Here is a 15,715-nt window from a genome sequence, read left to right as displayed (position 1 = left end):
TCGTTCAGGCTGCCTCTACCACCCGATTCTCGCGCATCAGCCACACGTATCCGTCCTCCAGGCTGGGGGGGGTGGGCTTCGCGTTGAGGTTTGCAGAAGGTTCTCCCACAACGCGGTACTGCACGGAATCTCCGAGGTGCAGCGTAGAGACAACGGTGAGCCCACCGTCCGGCTTTGGACCTTCGGTCTCTATCGTCCACACCTTATCCTGTGATGCCCGGATCAGGTCAGCGGCCGTCCCCTGGTAGAGCACCGTCCCCTTGTTCATCACCGCCAGGTTGCGGCTGGTCTGGGCGACGTCCTCGACTATGTGGGTGCTGAGAAGCACCGTCCGGTTGCCGCCCAGATCCGAGAGGAGGTTCCGAAAGCGGATGCGCTCCTCGGGATCGAGGCCCGCCGTCGGCTCGTCCACGATTAGTAATCGCGGGTCGTTTAACAGAGCCTGCGCGATCCCCACCCGCCGCTTCATCCCGCCCGAGAAGCCTTTTAGCTTTCGTTTGCTGACGTCTCTCAAGCCCACTACGTCCAGGAGTTCCTCGATCCGCCGGCGTCGGGTTTGCTTATCCTCCAATCCTTTCAAGATACCTATGTAATCCAGGAACTCGTGGGCCGAGAGGTCCGGGTAGAGCCCGAGCTCCTGTGGCAGGTACCCCAGCGCCCTCTTGACGGCCAGCCGTCCCGCTTCGGTCGAGAGGTCGTTGCCGCCGACGCGCGCCGAACCGGAGGTGGGCCTGAGGATGCCGGCCAGTATACGCATCAGGGTGGTCTTGCCCGCTCCGTTCGGTCCCAGAAGCCCGAACATGCCGGTGGGGATCTCCAGGTCCACGCTGTCGAGCGCCTTCACCTTGCCGCCATAGACTTTGGTCAGCCTTTCGATAGTTATTTCCATTCTTCTCTCCTTTTCCGTCATTCTTTATTGTCTTGCCCGCTGCCAACGCAGGTAGCGGTGCGCACCGTACAGCGCGAGCGCGGCCAGGGCGAGCAGCGACGCGATACTCACGACCGCCTCCCATGCCGTAGCGTCCCCAGCGTTCGTACCCTTTAGATCGAAGAAACCGGCGGCCGGGTACCAGCCGACCGGCGTAAGGATCGTGCCGCTGATGGTGGGTATGGTCGAGTCCGGACTCAGAAGGTTTCCCCAGAACCAGTAGCCCACGAACAAAGTCTGGTAGAGCGGCACCCATAAGACTGCAGGACAAGAGATGGAGAACGCGGCCACGAACAGGAGCCCGGACAGGTTGATCGCCGCGAAGGTCAACAGCCCGAGCGGTATCGCCATCAAGTTACCGCGCTCGAACACCAGGTAGGCGACACCCGCGAGATAGATCAGGAGCAGTGGCACCAGTGTCGCGGCCACGCTACCCAGGTATTTCCCAAAGAATCGTCCGCCGGCAGAACCCGGCAAGGTCTCCAGCAGTTCTCCCACCCAGGTGCCCCCGTCACGGGGCAGGCGGTCGGCGACGAGGATGCCGAAGCCTATGGGCGCGAAGTACTGGGCCACGAGGGACCACGAAGCCATCCACTGAGCGAGCGACAGCGTTTCCGCTTCGTCTCCGCCCAAGGCAACGTAGAAGCGGAAGGCTGCGAAGCCCCACGCAACGAACAGACCGACCACGGTCCAGACGGCCCGGCGCCTCAACTGCATCAGGAACTCGTAGCGGGTAGCGCCTGTTATCGCTGACCACGTCTCACCGTAGGTTTTCCCGTTCATCCGTCACCTCCGCGAACGAGGGTCTCGTTGTTGCGCAGGATCAGAGCTGCACCGAGCGTCATCAGGAGTGCCGTAGCGATTAAGACGAGCCGATTGTACAGCCACTGTTCGATACCGAAGAACGGGAGTTGGTAGGTGGTTGTGGATAGGCTCAGGAGCAGCGATGTCCAGTAGTTGAAACCGAGTGCTCCCCCGAGCACGTACTGGAACACCCAGATGCCGCCTAGGACGGCACCACTGGCCATCCGGCTGCGAAGCAAGAGCGCTAGGAGCACCCCGAAGGAGACGTACCACAGCAAGGGCGAGAGCCAGCCGAGCTGCATCAATAGGAACGGTTCGGGCCAGGCCCACAAGCCGAGAAGGCGCAACGCCACAGCCCACAGGATCGCGACCAGGGCCGTCCACCCGACGATCAGCGCCAATCTCCTTAGTACGGTGGTCCTGTAGCGGGTCAGGACGGTGAGTTGCAGGTCCAGCGCAGGCTCGTCGGCCACCACGAAGGCCGCCGCCAAACCGGCGACGAAGGGCAGGGCTATCTCTAGGCCGGACGTGAGCCGTCGGGCGATCTGCTCCGTCCCAGTCCCGGTGAGGGCCATCGCGACCGCTATTCCCACGAACCCGAGCGCCACGAAAATCGGCATTGCCAATCCGACCTTTCCGAGCTGCCTCAGCTCGTAGGGGAGCCATTCCGGGCCGATCGTGCTCTTCAACTCTAAAGCCTTCCTTTTCACCGGGGGATGTCCTTCCCGCCTATTCCTCCTCGAGTCCGTTTCAGGGGTATCCATGCGTCACTGTTTGTCTCTTTGCCAGAGTAAGACCCGGTAACCGCTGTAGAGCGCCAGGGCTCCGAGACCCAAGAGCAAGCTCATGCTCGCCATCCCTTCCAACGCCGTGGCGCGTACGGTGGTCTGCTCGGTGCCGAAGAAGCCGTTGGCCATGTACTCGCCGAAGGGCGTGAGGATGGTGCGGCTCAGGGTGGGCATCATGTTGCCGCCCGTCGGGTCCGTCGGGATGAGGTTCCCCCAGAACCAGTAGCCGACGAAGAGGAATTGGTAGAGCGGCACCCACAGGACGGCGGTGGAGGAGACGGAGAAGGCCGCCACGAACAAGAGCCCCGGTAGGTTGATCGTGGCGAAGGCCCCGAGGGCGAGCGGTATGGCCGAGAGGTCGCCGCGGCCCGCCGCTATGTAGGCTACTCCCGCCGCGTAGATCAGGAAGATGGGCACGAGCGTCGCCAGGGTGGTGCCGAGGTACTTGCCCAGAAAGCGGCTTCCCAGTGAGGCCGGCAGGGTGTCGAGTAGCTCTTCGACCCTGGTGTGCCTGTCTCTCGGCAAGCGGTCCGCGAGCAGGATGCCGAAGGCTATGGGGTGAAAGAACTGTACGGCCAGCGACCAGTTGGCGACGAGGTGCGGCACCGAAAGCCCCTCGCTCCAGCGGGTCCACGGGCTGAAGGTGAGGTTGAGGAGCGCGAGGCTGAAGACGATGAAGGTGATCCAGAGCGCCTTGCGCCTTAGCTGCATGCGGAACTCGTAACTCATGGCGCCCCCCAGCGCCGAAGGTGTCTCCTTTCTCACGCTTCGCCTCCTTTGGCGAGGGATTCGATCCTCGAAGACAGAACCCAGACGACGGCGCCCATTACGAGGGCGGTCGAGATCAGGGCGAGCCGGTTGGTAAGCCAGAAGTCCGCGCCTGCGGCATAGGTGGTGGCGAAGAGGAACTCCGGCCTGAGCCACTCTTTGGTCAGGAACAGCCCGCGCATCAAGTTCTCGAAGGCCCACAGGCCGCCGATGATCGCCCCGCTGGTCGCGCGGCCACCGAGCAGGAGCGCCAGGAGCGCCCCCGCGGCCACGAACCACAACAGCGGCGAGAGCCACACCAGTTGCCCTACTAGGAACGGCTCCGGCACCCAGAACTCCCACAGACCGCTCAGGTGCAGGGACGAGGTCCACAGAAACGCGATGAGCGCCGTCCAGAGGGTGAGCACGACGAGCCTCCTAACAAGCGTTCTCGGGTAGCGAGTCTTGAGAGAGAGCTGTAGGCCGATGGCCGGGTCGTCATTCACGATGGTTGCGGCGATCACCCCGGCGGCGAGCGGAAGCCCGAGCTCCAGCGCGGCGACGAGCACCCGCGCCACCTGCCCGTCGTTCGCCCCGAGGAAGGCCATCAGGAGCGCCATGCCCCCGAAGAGGAGCAGGGCGAGGACCGGCGTCGCGAGCCCGAACCTTCCGAGCAGGCGCAGCTCGTAACGGGCGAGCGACATCAGATCGTCCGGCTCCGAGCGAGCACCGACCGGTACGGCGCCAGGAGGAGGGCCGCGGCAAGCAGCAAGGCCGCCAGCGGAAGGAGCGTTGCGTTGGCCCGCCACAGGGTCTCCACCGTCTGCGCCCAGGCGGGCTTGTCCAGGCCCGGAGCGGAGTAGGTGGCGGCCGCGAGCCTTACTCCCCACAGCGCCATCGCGGTCAGCACGGCTGCCGACGAGCCGAAGAGCAGCGAGAGCAGGAGGGCCAGCGCCGAGAAGAAGAGCATCGGCCCTGCCCACAGCGAGATCAGGGGCCACAAGTTTATGGTCCCGTTGACCACAGCCAGAACGGCGGTCGCCGCGAGCGCCAGCGCGAGGTCGTAGCCGTAGACGAGCGTAAGGCGCGCCAGGAGGACCAGCCTCGGAGGGGTGGGCGTGGAGAGCGCGATCTCCAGCGAGGGGTCGTTCTCAGGACCGTAGACGAACGCTACGCCGACGGCGGCTACCACGGGCGCGAAGAGAGCGAAGGTGGCCTCGGCGGCGGAGGCGCCCGTGGAGAGCAACAGGGAGACCGCCAGGCCGAGCGCCATCGTCACGGTCGAGGCGGCCCATATCTTCTTGCGCACCAGCGGCAACTGCCCGACGAGCAGTTGCCAGGCCAGCGAGAGCTTCGAGGAGAGGGGTTGGGATCCGGGCCGGATGGTCGCTCCTTCCCGTTCTATGCGCGTCCGCACCCTCTCCATGGTGTCCGCCGGGGGCGCCGGCATCCGCTCCGAGGCGGCGGCGACTGCCTCCGCCATCGCCTCCCAGGAAGCCAGCTCGGCCCGGCAGGCGGCGCAGTTTTTCAGGTGCTCGCGCACGCGCCGTCGGCCCGTTGGTCCGATCGTGTCGGCCACATAAGCCGGCAGGAGCCTCGTTACATGATCTCTGGCCAGGTCGCTCATCTTCCGTACTCCGAATCTTCCAACATCGCCTTCAGTGCCCGCCGGGCGCCGTAGAGGCGGCTCTTGACCGTACCGACAGGGACTTCGAGTACCTCCGCCGCCTCCGCGTAGGAGAGGCCATGGAAGAAGATCAGGGCCACCACCTCCCGGTGCATCGGCGCCAGATGTTCCACGCAAGAGTTCAGCTCGTCCCTCCTCCCAGCGGCCAGAAGAGACTCCTCGGGTCTCGGCTCCGGGTCCACCAGCGCCACGAGCTCGTTCTCGGCGACCAACTCCAGCCCGCGCCGACGCAGGGAGTCGTGAGCGCGTCGGCGGGCGATGCCGAACAGCCAAGTCTTCACCCCGGAGCGTCCCCCGTAGCCATCTGCGCCGCGCCAGGCCGCGACGAACGTGTCCTGCAAGACTTCCTCAGCGAGCCGCCGGTCCGGGACGAACGTCAGCAGGTAGCGAAAGACCGCCGCCCCGAAGCTGGCATAGAGCTCGTCCAGCGCCCGAACGTCCCCGCGCGCGAGCCGTGCGACGACCGTTCTTGCCTCGTCGGCCGAGCTCTTCACCCGAAGTACGTACCCCGTCGCCGTGTGCAGTGCGTGCGTCTCATCCATCTACAAGCTTAGTAGCGCCCACGCCCAGAAATGTTCACGAGAAGACGATACAGCCGGCTCCTGGCTTATGCCTCGAAAGGTTTGTGAGTCCTTCGACCCAACAATGATCTGCCGGGAGCAGCGCAGGAGCATAAGAGGTTTCGGAGAAATTTATGGGGAGTTTTGAGCCTCGTCCGCTTTGTTTGGAATCCGTTCGGAGACGTGGTATAGGCTCGCTCACGATAGAGGCCGGACATGAGAACGGGGCGGAGGCAAGCGTGACGAGAGCGATTGTGGAGACGATCGGATTGAGCAAGCGTTTCGGCAGGCAGGTAGCCGTGAGGTTGCTGGATGTCAGGGTAGAGTCGGGCTCGGCGTTAGAGCTCCTGGGACCGAATGGAGTCGGCAAGACGACGCTGCTCAAGCTAATCACCGGCTGTTGCGGCCCACGGATAGGTGGGTGCGGCTCTTCGTCGAGGACTGGAAAGGAGTGCATCTTGGCAGGGAAGGAGAACCTGAAGGAGAACCTGAAGATGCACCGATGGCTGCTGAGGTTGCCGACGAAAAGGGTGGAGGAGGTACTCTACTTGGTCCGGCTTTCGGGAGTGGATAGGAGGCCGAAAAGGCTTGATCCTCCGCGGACGGTCAAGTGCGAGGGGCTCTGGCCATGTGCCAACCGCCATCGTACACTGCCCACGTGGAGGCCAAAACTACAGCCCGCGACCGAAAGCCGGACCGCGCGGCGCTGACCCTACTAGTGCTCCTGGCGATGGCTTTGGCGCTCGCGGGGTGCGGCGGCGACACTCCCGCGTCTCCGCCAAAGGGAGACAGAGGAGAAAGCCCTCAGACCGAGGCCCAACCAGACGGGCCGCCCGCGGACGTCGCCGTGAGCCGCAACGATGGCTCGCTGCCCGACGGTTGCGGGCCGGGGCAGGTGGCCGGACTGATCGCTGACTTCTTTCGGGCCTTCAACGCTGGGAACGGTCCCGAGCTGCGCCGAACTTTTGCGCCTGGGAACTCCTCCCCGCCCCTGTACGGCGTCGGCACCGGTGAGCACGGACGTGGCGCGTTCGGCGCCAATCGACGAGAGGAGCTCCTCCGCTACTTCGCCGACAGGCACCGGGATGGGGAGCGGCTGCGGCTGTTCCAGGTAGGTGTGACCGCCAGCGGGCGGGAAGACACGGCGGAAGTTACCTACCTTGTGGCCCGGAGCGCCGACGACCTGGGACCGGTACTCGCAGACGCGCGCCGTGCCGAATCGGGCGGCTTCCTCTACTTCGGCAAGGCCGTAATCGACTGCGAGACGCGGAAGATACTCGCTTGGAATATGGATGCAGAGGAACGATCAGACCAGGGGAAGGAGGAATTCGAAGCGGGACCGCCGGAGGCGACGGGGCTTTGCCCAGCGCGCCCCAACCGAAAACCGGAGGCGGTGGTCGTCGCCTGCGCCTTGTAAGGATCCATTGCGGCCTCACCGAGCCGTCCGAGCGATACCCGGGTTCGGCACGCGAAGATCCGCAGTATCGCGATAGCAGTCCGTGCTCCTCGCTCGTTCGGACTTCGTCACCCAATAGCCACCTCGGCCGCAAGCGAGACGGTTTCCGGCAGGAAGCGGTCCGTGAGGGTCGCCAGACCACCCCATGGTGCTGCAATCCCTTGCCTATCTATGCTGGGTCTACGGCCACGCGGTCAGCCTGGACGACGTAGCGGACGTACCAGTTGGGGCCCATGGTCCAGTAGTCGCCGTAGTCCTCGATGCAGGTCTGCAAGGAGATCATGTCCCGGCCCGCCTGTGGCGCCGTGACGTATGTTTCGCTGGGCAGCACTTCCTTGAAGCCGGTCACCTCGTAAGTGTAGGTGGTCCCGTTGGAGTCGCCGAGGTAGATCGTGTCGCCCAAGGCCAGGTTCGGGAGGTCGTAGAACTGGTAGTCGCTTTCGGTGCCAGGGTAGCCGATCCTGTGCGCCGCGATGTAGGTGTTGGCGCCCTCCTGCCACGGGAAGGCCGTGGAGGGAAGCTTTATGGCCCCCTGGTCCATGGCCGCCAGCGAGTCGGAGTTTGCCACGTAGTCGTCGTAGAGGTCCATCTTCGGGATGGACATCCACAAATCGTTCGTCGCGGGCGTGGGAACCGTGGGCCCCGCATCAGCCTGCTCCCGTTGGCTCCCCTCCGCGCTCTTCTCGGCCGGCCGCTCTCCTGCCTTCTCGCCGTCGAAGCCCGAAGCGCCCGATCCGGTCGCGCTGGACGCGTCCTCTGCCTCCTCGGTGCCGCCGGCCTCGGGCCTCGCGGCCGTCTGTCCGGTTTGCGCTGCGGTCAGGCCGCCGTCCGCCCGCTGCCCGGCAGGCTCGTCCGCGGCCTCGGGGGCCGCGCCGACGCGGGGTGCGTCGATCCGTCCCACCGGGGCGCCGCCCCCAGCCAATGGGGAGCCGTCGAGAAAGGCGCCGGCCCCCACGCTGGCCAGGGCCAGAATGGTGAGCATCGAGAGCAGAAGAAGGCCGCCCCGTCGCCTCCTCCTGTACCTGCGGCCGTACACGCGCATGCCCGCCCGTCGGTCGCCCCGTTGGTTGCTCCGCCGCCCGCTTGATCGCTTCTCTTTAAGAACCATGGCGAGAGTTTATACGCTATTACCCTAGGGGGGCAAGGCTATGTGCCGTGTTAACTCCTGCGAAGTTTATCGGTGTTCGCCGAGCCTTCGGATCCCGCCATCCTCAGCCCCCCGGCCTGACGGCTTCGGACGTGCCGAGCACCCGCCCGGAGCGATCCTTTGCCCTCGCGGCAACGAAAGGTTCGCCGGTTCTGAAGGAGATGGCGGTCTCGAAGCCCTTGCGGGGGGCCGAGCCCACGGGCTCCAGCCCGTCGGGGTTTGGCCCGGCGAGCATCTCCCAGGAGGCGATCTCCGTCGCCCCGTTCCAGCTGGCGTAGAGGGTAACCTGGTCTTCGGGCCCGGACTCGGCGGCGACGGCGGGGACGTCCGCTGGCTGGCCCTTCCACGGGGAGCGGAAGGCCCTGTAGGACTCGGCCTCGTCGGGGAAGCGGGCGTCGAAGAGCAGCTCCCCGTCGCGGGAGAACTCGGAGAGGTAGGGTGAGCTGCCCCAGCCGACGAAGGCGTTGCCGTTCGGCAAAGCCTGCACGTTGCCCTGAAAGATGGCGAACGTATCGGTCGGGTGGGTGTACTCGCGAACGAGGGTCGCGGTCATCGCGTCCTCGTCGAGCTCTAGCGCGACGCCGCGGGAGGGCTCGTTCATCCTCTCGCCCCTGTTGTCGAAGAGGGTGATGGTGCCGTCAGATCGGCGGCGGGCGTCGTGCTGGTAGGCGAACCTGGCGCCCTCGCCCATCTCGAAGTCGCTCTTCTCGCCGCCGAGGCGCCAGATCACCTCGCCCGTCTCGCGGTCGATCTTGTAGACGGCGGAGGTCCTGCGGGCGGAAATGAGGAGGTTCTCGTCGCGGTCCACGTCTACGGAGTTTATGTGGAAGTAGTCGAAGGCGTCCTCGTTTTCGGGCGACAGCTCGTAAGCGTACTCGTCGAAGCCAACGTGCTCCAGGCTGTGCCACTCGAAGAGGACCTCGCCGCTCCTTATGTCGATCTCTTGGACGACCCCCTCCAATACGACGCCGTCCGTGCGCCCCCCCAGGGACGAGAGGTCTCTGGTCGCCTCGCCGTAGATACCGATAAGCGCGGTGTCCCTTTCGGTGATGAGGAACTCGTGGTGGTCCGCGGCGTAGCCGTTGCCCGCGCGGACCCGGGCAACCTCGCGGTAGGATCCGTCGAGGATCAGGAACTCTCCCCGCCCGAAACCGCCGTGGGTGCCCTGCCACCAGGTGAGCACCGGCTCCCCACGGTAACGCTGCACCTTGAAGTCCATGGCATCCTCTTCCTCGTTTCGCACGGGGCGCAGCCACACGGGCCGGCCGTCGTTGCCGAGGATCATCGGCCCGTCCTGGGCAGGGTACGACTCCCCGGGACCGTTCTTCGCGGCGGCGAAGAGGTAGCCGGGGGCCACGCCGCGCGCCGGTGTGGTCACCTCAACCGGGGGCATGGCAAGGTCAGGACGCGAGCGGAACTCCCACGTCTGCCCCGGTCGCGCGGGAGAGGCGGACGCCCTGATACGCGGGGCCGCACCGCAACCCAAAGCGCCCCCCACCGCGACCAGCGCCGCGCCACCGGCCGCCGCCCGCAGCAACCCCAGCCGCGTGATCTTCTCGCTCAAAACGTCGTTCCCTCCTCGCTCGCCTCGACTACGTCATCGCCCGGGTTGGCGGGCAGGTAGGCAGTACTCCGCCGCCCGCCCACTGTCCCCGAGCCTCCCGAGATACGCACCCGTTTCATCCCTCCTCGTCCCACCGTGGCCCCGCGATTTCCTCGTTTTCGCCTTTTCAAGGCAACTTCTGCCGTCGCGGTCTCCGGCCTGTGGCGGGCCCGATGGGGGCAGGCGGTAGCGGGACTACCAAAGGGGGCCGAGAGAGCCGAAGCCCGACCGTTCGCCGCGGCTCCGCGGTGGCGCGGGGCCGCAGAGCGCTACAGCCGGAACGCTTGCAAGAGGGGGGGCGATGGCCCCCGAGCGTAGTGGGCGACCGCCCGCGGGTGCGTTCGCTGGAGGGGTGGTCCGCGATACGGGGCCTCGCGCCGAGGCGGCACGCCGAGGAGCAGCACCAAAAGCGTCGCCCCAGCAAGCTCGATCACGGCGGCGTAGTACCCGGAGTCACCCCCCCCCAACGCCGCCTCGTCCGCCGGGGCGTGATGCTTTAGCAGAAAGTCAGGAGCGTCCGTGGGCTCGCACGGGCCGCAGGGGGAGAGCCCGTGCGCGAAACCCAAGGCGCCGGGACAGAGCAGCAGGGCGGTGATCAGGAGCGTCGGTAGAAGGGCAACGCCCGCCCGCGCCCCGACGCCAGCCCGCCTGTGAACCGTCCGCAACACGACGCCAGAGTATACGATTATGCGCCGGGAGAAGTAGCAGGACGCCCGGGACTTTCCCCCTTCGAGGGTTTTCACACAGTCTCGGAGACAACCGATTGCGCCCCCGTGCCGCCGTCGCCTCAGCAAGGTCAGGACAGGAATCGTTGCACCTACGGCCGCGACACCGCTCGCGCTGCTTACGCCGCCCGTACCAGATCTCGCCATCGATGGCCCGGCGTATGCGTGCCATCAGCCTGGCAGTAACGACGCCCTTTGTTAGAGGTTTACAGTCTCCAAAGCGCTCGGGTGCTGGTCGGCCGAGAACGCCGAGCAGGTCTCTGGCGTCGCTGAATCTTTATGCGACCCTGTAACACCACTCCGAAATCCGGTCCCGGATCTCGGCCGAACGCTCCGTCGGAGGCCCCGAAACTCGCATAGCCGTCCACCCAAACAAATAATCATCAGCCCAACAAGCGAGAACCCCACTACGGCTACGTCGGGTGAGTAGGCTAGGAAAAGGGGGCTTGGGCGAAGCGGCCAGTGTCCATGCCCGACCAGGCCCCGCGTTCGGTCTACTTGCGAAAACGTGCGGTGTATGTCCACCAGGGGAGCCCCTCCAGGCCATCCTCCATCAACCCCGCGGCGGCGGCGAGCGTCCGAACGGAACTCGGCAGATGGAAGTCCGGATCGCTGATCTGCTCGGTAACTGCCAGGACGCCGCCCGGTTTGAGCACCCGCGCACACTCCCCGAAAAACGCTGGCTTGTCCGGTATCTCACCGACCACGTCGACGAGGAAGACCACATCGAAGCCGTCGTCCGGAAAAGGCATCCGGCGCCCGTCAGCGTCCGTCACAACGATGCCACGGCGCCACTCTGACTTCGGAAACGCTCGGCGACGAGTACCGTGATGCCGCCCTCGCCGCCGGAGACCTCCGGGTAGGGATCACGGGAGAGGTGTCTTCCCACTTCCCGCGTTTGTCGCTGATCTGCGAGGCCTACTGGGAGCGGTAGGGGAGATAAGGTTCGTAGCCTCCGTGGCAGAGGTGGGGCTAGGGGCGGGCCCGTCGTCGTGCAGCCGGGTCTCGAAGCTAGCGGGAGCGGCCTTCGTGGCCATCCTCATGCTGCTTACGCCGCCCGTACGGGGTCATGCCCCGCGGCTTGTACACCGCAAGCACCGTGGCCACGAGCAACACCAGCAGGGCGAGTGCAGCGTGGAGCCCGGGAGATGGGTTGCGCACCACGCCGAGATCGGCAGTCGGATCTGCCGCGACGCCCGCCAGGTAGCCAAATGTCTCCATGTACACCAGCAACACGACGGTGGCAAAGACGGTTATCAGGAGTTTGAACAGGACCCAGTAGTGCCGGAACAAGCCCCACTTGGTGCCCAGCGACTGGACGATCCCGGTCGTGAGCGTGGCGAAGGCCAACGGGACGAGGACGAACCAGGCGGCCGGCTCCATCACGAGGTAGGCGCCACGCACCGTCTGGGCATCCCGGCCGGTCAACCCGACCACGGCGAGGGCGAGGAAGACGACGACCGCGCCCAGCCAGCCGACCGAGGAGGCGACGTGCGCGGTGAGCGCGAACTTGCGGACGCGGGGCTTCATGGTCATCCCGGTGTGTGAATACCAGGACCGTGGCTGCCACCGCCGGCGAGGAGCATCACGACGACCAGCACGACCAGGACGAGGGCGACGATCCCAACCACCTTCACCCAGCGCGGTGTGCCGGTGGTCGATCCGCGATCTGGCCTTACGCCGGTGTCGTCGCCGGTGTCGGGGTAGCGGGTTGGGTCGTCCATGTTCATGTCCTCCGTAGCGCGTGGACGTCAAGGTTTCCGTGGGGGCGCAGCTTAACGAGACAATTCGTCTATGTCAATTCATATTGTCTTAATATCGTCGTTATGTATAATGGGGTGGTGCCGAAGCTGTGGAACGAGACGATCGAGGCGCACCGTCGGGCGGTGCGCGAGGCGACCCTGGACGCCACGGCGGCGCTGGTGGCCGAGCGCGGGCTGCTATCGGTGACGATGTCGCGGATCGCCGAGGAGACCGGCATCGGACGCGCCACGCTGTACAAGTACTTCCCGGACGTCGAGGCGATCCTGCTCGCCTGGCACGAGCGCCAGGTCGCCGGCCACCTCGGACACCTCACCGAGGTCCGGGACCAAGCCGTCGACGCCGGCGGGCGGCTCGAAGCGGTGCTCGGGGCCTACGCCCTCATCTCCAGCGAGTCCCACGGGCACCACGCCGGCGAACTCGCGGCGTTCCTGCATCGGGGCCAGCACGTCGCCGGGACGCGGCAGCAACTCCGCGACTTGATCAGAGACCTGCTGAGCGAGGGCGCGGAGACCGGCGACGTCCGAAACGATGTCGCGCCCGAGGAGCTCGCGAGCTACTGCCTCCACGCCCTCGGGGCGGCAGGCAGCATGCCGTCCGAGGCCGCGGTCCGCCGGCTCGTCGCGGTTACCGTGACCGGGTTGCGCCCCCGCGCCGACTGACGCGATGGTGTCACTTCGGAGGGGCTGTCGCCCACGACGACGCGGCGGCCACCACCTCGGAGATCCGCCCCGCGTAGAGTCCGCGGGCCCGCGCCGGCCACTCCGCACCCGCACGACCTGTATAATCCGTCCCGTTATGTCGCCCGCACGAATCCCCCTTGGAGCCCCTTTGGCACGGACGTCGTTCGTCCGGCCCGCGCTGCTGGCGGCCTCGGTGCTTTTGGTCTTCGTGTTCCTGGTCTCGCATCCCTACCTGGAAGGGGCGGGCCTGTGCGACGACGGCGGGTGCCCGCCTGCCACCCAGTTGTCCCACGCCACCCACGCGGAGCCGTCGTCGAGCTGCCCGGCCGCCGTGCTGGCGGCCGCGGGCGCCGCGGCGCCCGCCTTCTTCGCGTTCGTCGGCTGCCGGCGGGCCTCGCGTCAACGGAGGCCCCTCGAGGCTTACCTCCCCCCCGAGCCGCCGCCGCCGCGGCTCCCCCGTGCTCTCTTGAGCCGCTAGGCAAGGCTCTCCAAGCAAGGATCCCTGAGCCGTCGGCATAGCCCTGGGGCGCGGTCGTCGCGCCCGGGCGCCGGTCGACCACCGAAACCCAGAAAGAGAGGTGCGCGCGTTGGGCAAAAATCGCGGCGGGCGGGTTGCCCGCGGGGGCAAGAAATTCGTACCGGCAAGAGGGCATCGACAGAGGACGCTCGTGGCGGGCGCGGATCGCGGCGTCGGTCGCGTGATCCACGGGCCGTCCCTCCAGCTACGGCCGTCGGATAGACCGCCGCGCGGCGGTCCGGCGGAGAACGGCGGACGCGGCACGTCCGCGCGGCGCGACCGCCGCGTGGCGCGGGCCGACGGCATGGCAAAGGCCCCCGCATGAGCGGCGACGGCAGGATGGCGGCGCAGACGGCCGAGGAAGGGCGGGCCGGGCGCGGATCGCGAAGCGGATCTCGGGTCGGCAAGATAATCCTCTGGGTGCTCAGCCCGGTCATGCTCCTCGCCGGGATCGCCCTCGTCGCCTCGTTCTTCTTGGCCGGTCGCCTGGACAGCACGGCGACCAACAGCGAGGACCCCGGCGGCTTCAACGTCCCCAGGCTCGAGACCACGCAGGGCAACGAGGAGACAACCGAGGCGGGGCCCGAGGACAAGACCCTGAAGCTGACCGTCTCCGCGATGAGCCGCATTGACGACGACGAGATCCCCACTACGACGGGGGACGACGAGGCCTCTCTGAAGAAGTACGCCGCCATCCACCTCGAGGGCACGGGCTTCCCCTGGCAGGACGAGGCGAACGTCTACATCGCCGGCCACCGCCTCGGCTACCCCAACACCGAGAGCTGGCTGACCTTCTGGGACATGAACGAGGTGGCCGTGGGCGACGAGGTCTTCGTCACCGACGCCGAAGGTACCGAGTACACCTACAAGGTCTTCAAGGAGTTCACGGTCGGACCCTCCGACACCTCCGTCACCGACACCGAACCCGGCAAGAACATTCTCACCCTCCAGACCTGCACGCTGCCGGACTACTCCCGGCGCCTGATCGTCCAGGCCGAGCTCGTACAGACCGTCGACGCGCGGGGCGGGCCGTCCGATCAGGGACGCACGGGGGCGGACCCGGGGCAATCCCAGCAACGAACACCGCAAGTCGAGGAGGCGAGGGCGACGTCATGACGGCTCCCAAGAAGCGCGTAGCGTTGAAGCCACACGCAGGGCGGATACAGGAGTGGGTGACGGCGAACAAAACGGACGAGTGGATCGCCGACGCACTCGGGACGAGCCCCTCCTCCGTGCAATCGTTCCGCTCCCGCAACGGCATCCACCGCAGCGGGCCCGGCGAGCCCGAGAGCGTCTTCGAGGGCAACCTCGACCACGGCGAGCGTGACGGGTGGGGACTCTGGCTCGACCCTGCGATCCTCGAGGACCCGATCTGGCTCGAGCACTGGGCGGGGGTGGAGTCTGTGACCGTGAAGGTCGCGGAAGATTCCGTGGTGCTGGAGGCCGTCGGGGACGTTCCGGGCTCGGCCGGGCAACAGCCTCGCGCAATCGCGGGGAGCAGCGGCGGAGAACCAGTGCGAGCGCCCGACCCGGAATCCGCCCCGGAACCCGAGCGGCAATCCGAAGAGGGATGCGGGGAAGGGTGAGGGCGGGTCGCCAGTCCGCCCGGAACCCGGCGTCCTTCTCGGAGAACACCCGGCGGCCTAAGCGGCGGCGCCCCGGAGGGCGCGACCTCGGCCGCATCGCGCTCCTTACCCTCGGGTCTGCCCTCGTGATCTCGGCCCTCTTCGCGACGCTCTCCCAGCTGCGGGGCCCCGCCGAACCGGGCGGGGGCGCCGCCGCAGCGGAAGTCTCCCGGGACAAGGCCCTCACCCTGACGGTCCCCAAGATGGACCGGGTGCGCGACGTGCCAGTCTCCGACGCCGCCGCGGACGACGAGGTGGCCCTTCGGGGCGGCGCCCTCCACGTCGAGGACACCGGCTTCCCGTGGGAGGAGGCCAACGTGTACATCGCCGGTCACCGCCTGGGCTACCCGCGCACGAGGAGCTTCCTCGTCTTCTGGGACCTGAACACCCTCAGACGCGGCGACAGCGTGTTGCTCGAGGACTCGAAGGGCACGCGCTACGTCTACCGGGTCTTCGATAGGATGGTGGTGCCGCCGGACAGGGTCTCCGTCAAGAAGCCCATCCCCGGAAAGAACATAGTGAGCCTGCAGACCTGCACCCTCCCGGACTACTCGGAGCGGCTGGTCGTCCGGGCAGAGTTGGCCGAGACGAAGGAGAAGGCGTGACGGCCCCCCGCCAGAACCGGCGGGTCCCGCGGCAAGAGAAGACCGTACCACCGACAGCGGGTGTGACAGCTTGGGACTC

General features: G+C 66.8%; 21 protein-coding genes. 8 read left to right on the top strand and 13 right to left on the bottom strand.

All coding sequences use genetic code 11. The annotated features are described in order from the left end of the window. Positions 1-4 precede the first annotated feature (4 nt). From GBA63_RS19455 to GBA63_RS19425, 7 genes are all read right to left on the bottom strand, one after another. Complete coding sequence (locus GBA63_RS19455; protein WP_166178808.1) at positions 5-889, bottom strand: ABC transporter ATP-binding protein; 885 nt, start codon at positions 887-889, stop codon at positions 5-7. A 24-nt stretch (positions 890-913) separates the two neighbouring features. Then, positions 914-1,711 (bottom strand): hypothetical protein, encoded by a 798-nt coding sequence (locus GBA63_RS19450; RefSeq protein WP_166178806.1) that lies wholly within the window; start codon positions 1,709-1,711, stop codon positions 914-916. Further along, a complete protein-coding gene (locus GBA63_RS19445) occupies positions 1,708-2,421 on the bottom strand; it encodes a hypothetical protein (protein WP_166178804.1) in 714 nt (237 codons plus the stop codon). The genes GBA63_RS19450 and GBA63_RS19445 overlap by 4 nt, the downstream gene beginning before the upstream one ends. Positions 2,422-2,499: 78 nt before the next feature. Further along, the gene (locus GBA63_RS19440) at positions 2,500-3,285 is read right to left on the bottom strand and encodes an ABC transporter permease (RefSeq protein ID WP_166178802.1); all 786 of its coding nucleotides are present in this window, start codon (positions 3,283-3,285) and stop codon (positions 2,500-2,502) included. Then, positions 3,282-3,971, bottom strand: coding sequence for a hypothetical protein (locus tag GBA63_RS19435; protein ID WP_166178800.1), 690 nt, complete (start codon positions 3,969-3,971; stop codon positions 3,282-3,284). Before GBA63_RS19435 ends, GBA63_RS19440 begins: the two co-directional genes overlap by 4 nt. After that, on the bottom strand, positions 3,971-4,894 hold the full coding sequence (locus GBA63_RS19430; protein ID WP_166178798.1) for a zf-HC2 domain-containing protein: 924 nt from the start codon (positions 4,892-4,894) through the stop codon (positions 3,971-3,973). Before GBA63_RS19430 ends, GBA63_RS19435 begins: the two co-directional genes overlap by 1 nt. Then, the gene (locus GBA63_RS19425) at positions 4,891-5,496 is read right to left on the bottom strand and encodes an RNA polymerase sigma factor (protein WP_166178796.1); all 606 of its coding nucleotides are present in this window, start codon (positions 5,494-5,496) and stop codon (positions 4,891-4,893) included. Before GBA63_RS19425 ends, GBA63_RS19430 begins: the two co-directional genes overlap by 4 nt. Before the next feature lie 257 nt (positions 5,497-5,753). Between GBA63_RS19425 and GBA63_RS19420 the strand changes: the two genes are divergently transcribed. Then, entirely contained in the window at positions 5,754-6,224 is a 471-nt protein-coding gene (locus GBA63_RS19420; protein ID WP_166178794.1) for an ATP-binding cassette domain-containing protein, read from the top strand. A gap of 185 nt (positions 6,225-6,409) precedes the next feature. Then, positions 6,410-6,931 (top strand): hypothetical protein, encoded by a 522-nt coding sequence (locus GBA63_RS19415; protein WP_166178792.1) that lies wholly within the window; start codon positions 6,410-6,412, stop codon positions 6,929-6,931. A 208-nt stretch (positions 6,932-7,139) separates the two neighbouring features. On the opposite strand, the gene GBA63_RS19410 is transcribed toward GBA63_RS19415, so the two are convergent. The 6 genes from GBA63_RS19410 to GBA63_RS19385 all read right to left on the bottom strand — a co-directional run bounded on the left by GBA63_RS19410 (position 7,140) and on the right by GBA63_RS19385 (position 12,169). Continuing rightward, positions 7,140-8,006 (bottom strand): class E sortase, encoded by an 867-nt coding sequence (locus GBA63_RS19410; RefSeq protein ID WP_166178790.1) that lies wholly within the window; start codon positions 8,004-8,006, stop codon positions 7,140-7,142. 175 nt (positions 8,007-8,181) lie between these two features. After that, entirely contained in the window at positions 8,182-9,681 is a 1,500-nt protein-coding gene (locus GBA63_RS19405) for an arylsulfotransferase family protein (protein ID WP_166178788.1), read from the bottom strand. Positions 9,682-9,989: 308 nt separating this feature from the next. Next, complete coding sequence (locus tag GBA63_RS19400) at positions 9,990-10,463, bottom strand: hypothetical protein (RefSeq protein ID WP_166178786.1); 474 nt, start codon at positions 10,461-10,463, stop codon at positions 9,990-9,992. 476 nt (positions 10,464-10,939) lie between these two features. Further along, positions 10,940-11,227 (bottom strand): class I SAM-dependent methyltransferase, encoded by a 288-nt coding sequence (locus GBA63_RS19395; RefSeq protein WP_323127050.1) that lies wholly within the window; start codon positions 11,225-11,227, stop codon positions 10,940-10,942. Between the two features lie 229 nt (positions 11,228-11,456). Then, complete coding sequence (locus GBA63_RS19390; protein ID WP_166178783.1) at positions 11,457-11,975, bottom strand: DUF2269 domain-containing protein; 519 nt, start codon at positions 11,973-11,975, stop codon at positions 11,457-11,459. A 2-nt stretch (positions 11,976-11,977) separates the two neighbouring features. Continuing rightward, positions 11,978-12,169: a hypothetical protein gene (locus GBA63_RS19385; protein ID WP_166172286.1), complete on the bottom strand. Its 192-nt coding sequence runs from the start codon at positions 12,167-12,169 to the stop codon at positions 11,978-11,980. A gap of 117 nt (positions 12,170-12,286) precedes the next feature. Here GBA63_RS19385 and GBA63_RS19380 point away from each other — a divergent pair, with 117 nt between their 5' ends. The 6 genes from GBA63_RS19380 to GBA63_RS19355 all read left to right on the top strand — a co-directional run bounded on the left by GBA63_RS19380 (position 12,287) and on the right by GBA63_RS19355 (position 15,636). Next, positions 12,287-12,868 (top strand): TetR/AcrR family transcriptional regulator, encoded by a 582-nt coding sequence (locus GBA63_RS19380; protein WP_166180421.1) that lies wholly within the window; start codon positions 12,287-12,289, stop codon positions 12,866-12,868. A gap of 169 nt (positions 12,869-13,037) precedes the next feature. After that, positions 13,038-13,367, top strand: coding sequence for a hypothetical protein (locus tag GBA63_RS19375; RefSeq protein ID WP_166178781.1), 330 nt, complete (start codon positions 13,038-13,040; stop codon positions 13,365-13,367). Positions 13,368-13,557: 190 nt separating this feature from the next. Further along, positions 13,558-13,731, top strand: coding sequence for a hypothetical protein (locus GBA63_RS19370; protein WP_166178779.1), 174 nt, complete (start codon positions 13,558-13,560; stop codon positions 13,729-13,731). Then, complete coding sequence (locus GBA63_RS19365) at positions 13,728-14,522, top strand: class E sortase (protein WP_228282183.1); 795 nt, start codon at positions 13,728-13,730, stop codon at positions 14,520-14,522. Before GBA63_RS19370 ends, GBA63_RS19365 begins: the two co-directional genes overlap by 4 nt. A gap of 56 nt (positions 14,523-14,578) precedes the next feature. Next, positions 14,579-14,992: a hypothetical protein gene (locus GBA63_RS19360; RefSeq protein WP_166178777.1), complete on the top strand. Its 414-nt coding sequence runs from the start codon at positions 14,579-14,581 to the stop codon at positions 14,990-14,992. Then, positions 14,989-15,636 carry a class E sortase gene (locus tag GBA63_RS19355; protein WP_228282181.1) on the top strand — a complete coding sequence of 216 codons (648 nt, stop codon included), beginning with the start codon at positions 14,989-14,991 and terminating at the stop codon, positions 15,634-15,636. The genes GBA63_RS19360 and GBA63_RS19355 overlap by 4 nt, the downstream gene beginning before the upstream one ends. The last annotated feature ends 79 nt before the right edge of the window (positions 15,637-15,715 follow it).

This window comes from Rubrobacter tropicus, assembly GCF_011492945.1.
Classification (GTDB): domain Bacteria; phylum Actinomycetota; class Rubrobacteria; order Rubrobacterales; family Rubrobacteraceae; genus Rubrobacter_D; species Rubrobacter_D tropicus.
Note: the sequence above shows the minus strand (reverse complement) of the source record. Positions and strands in the feature narration are given on the sequence as shown.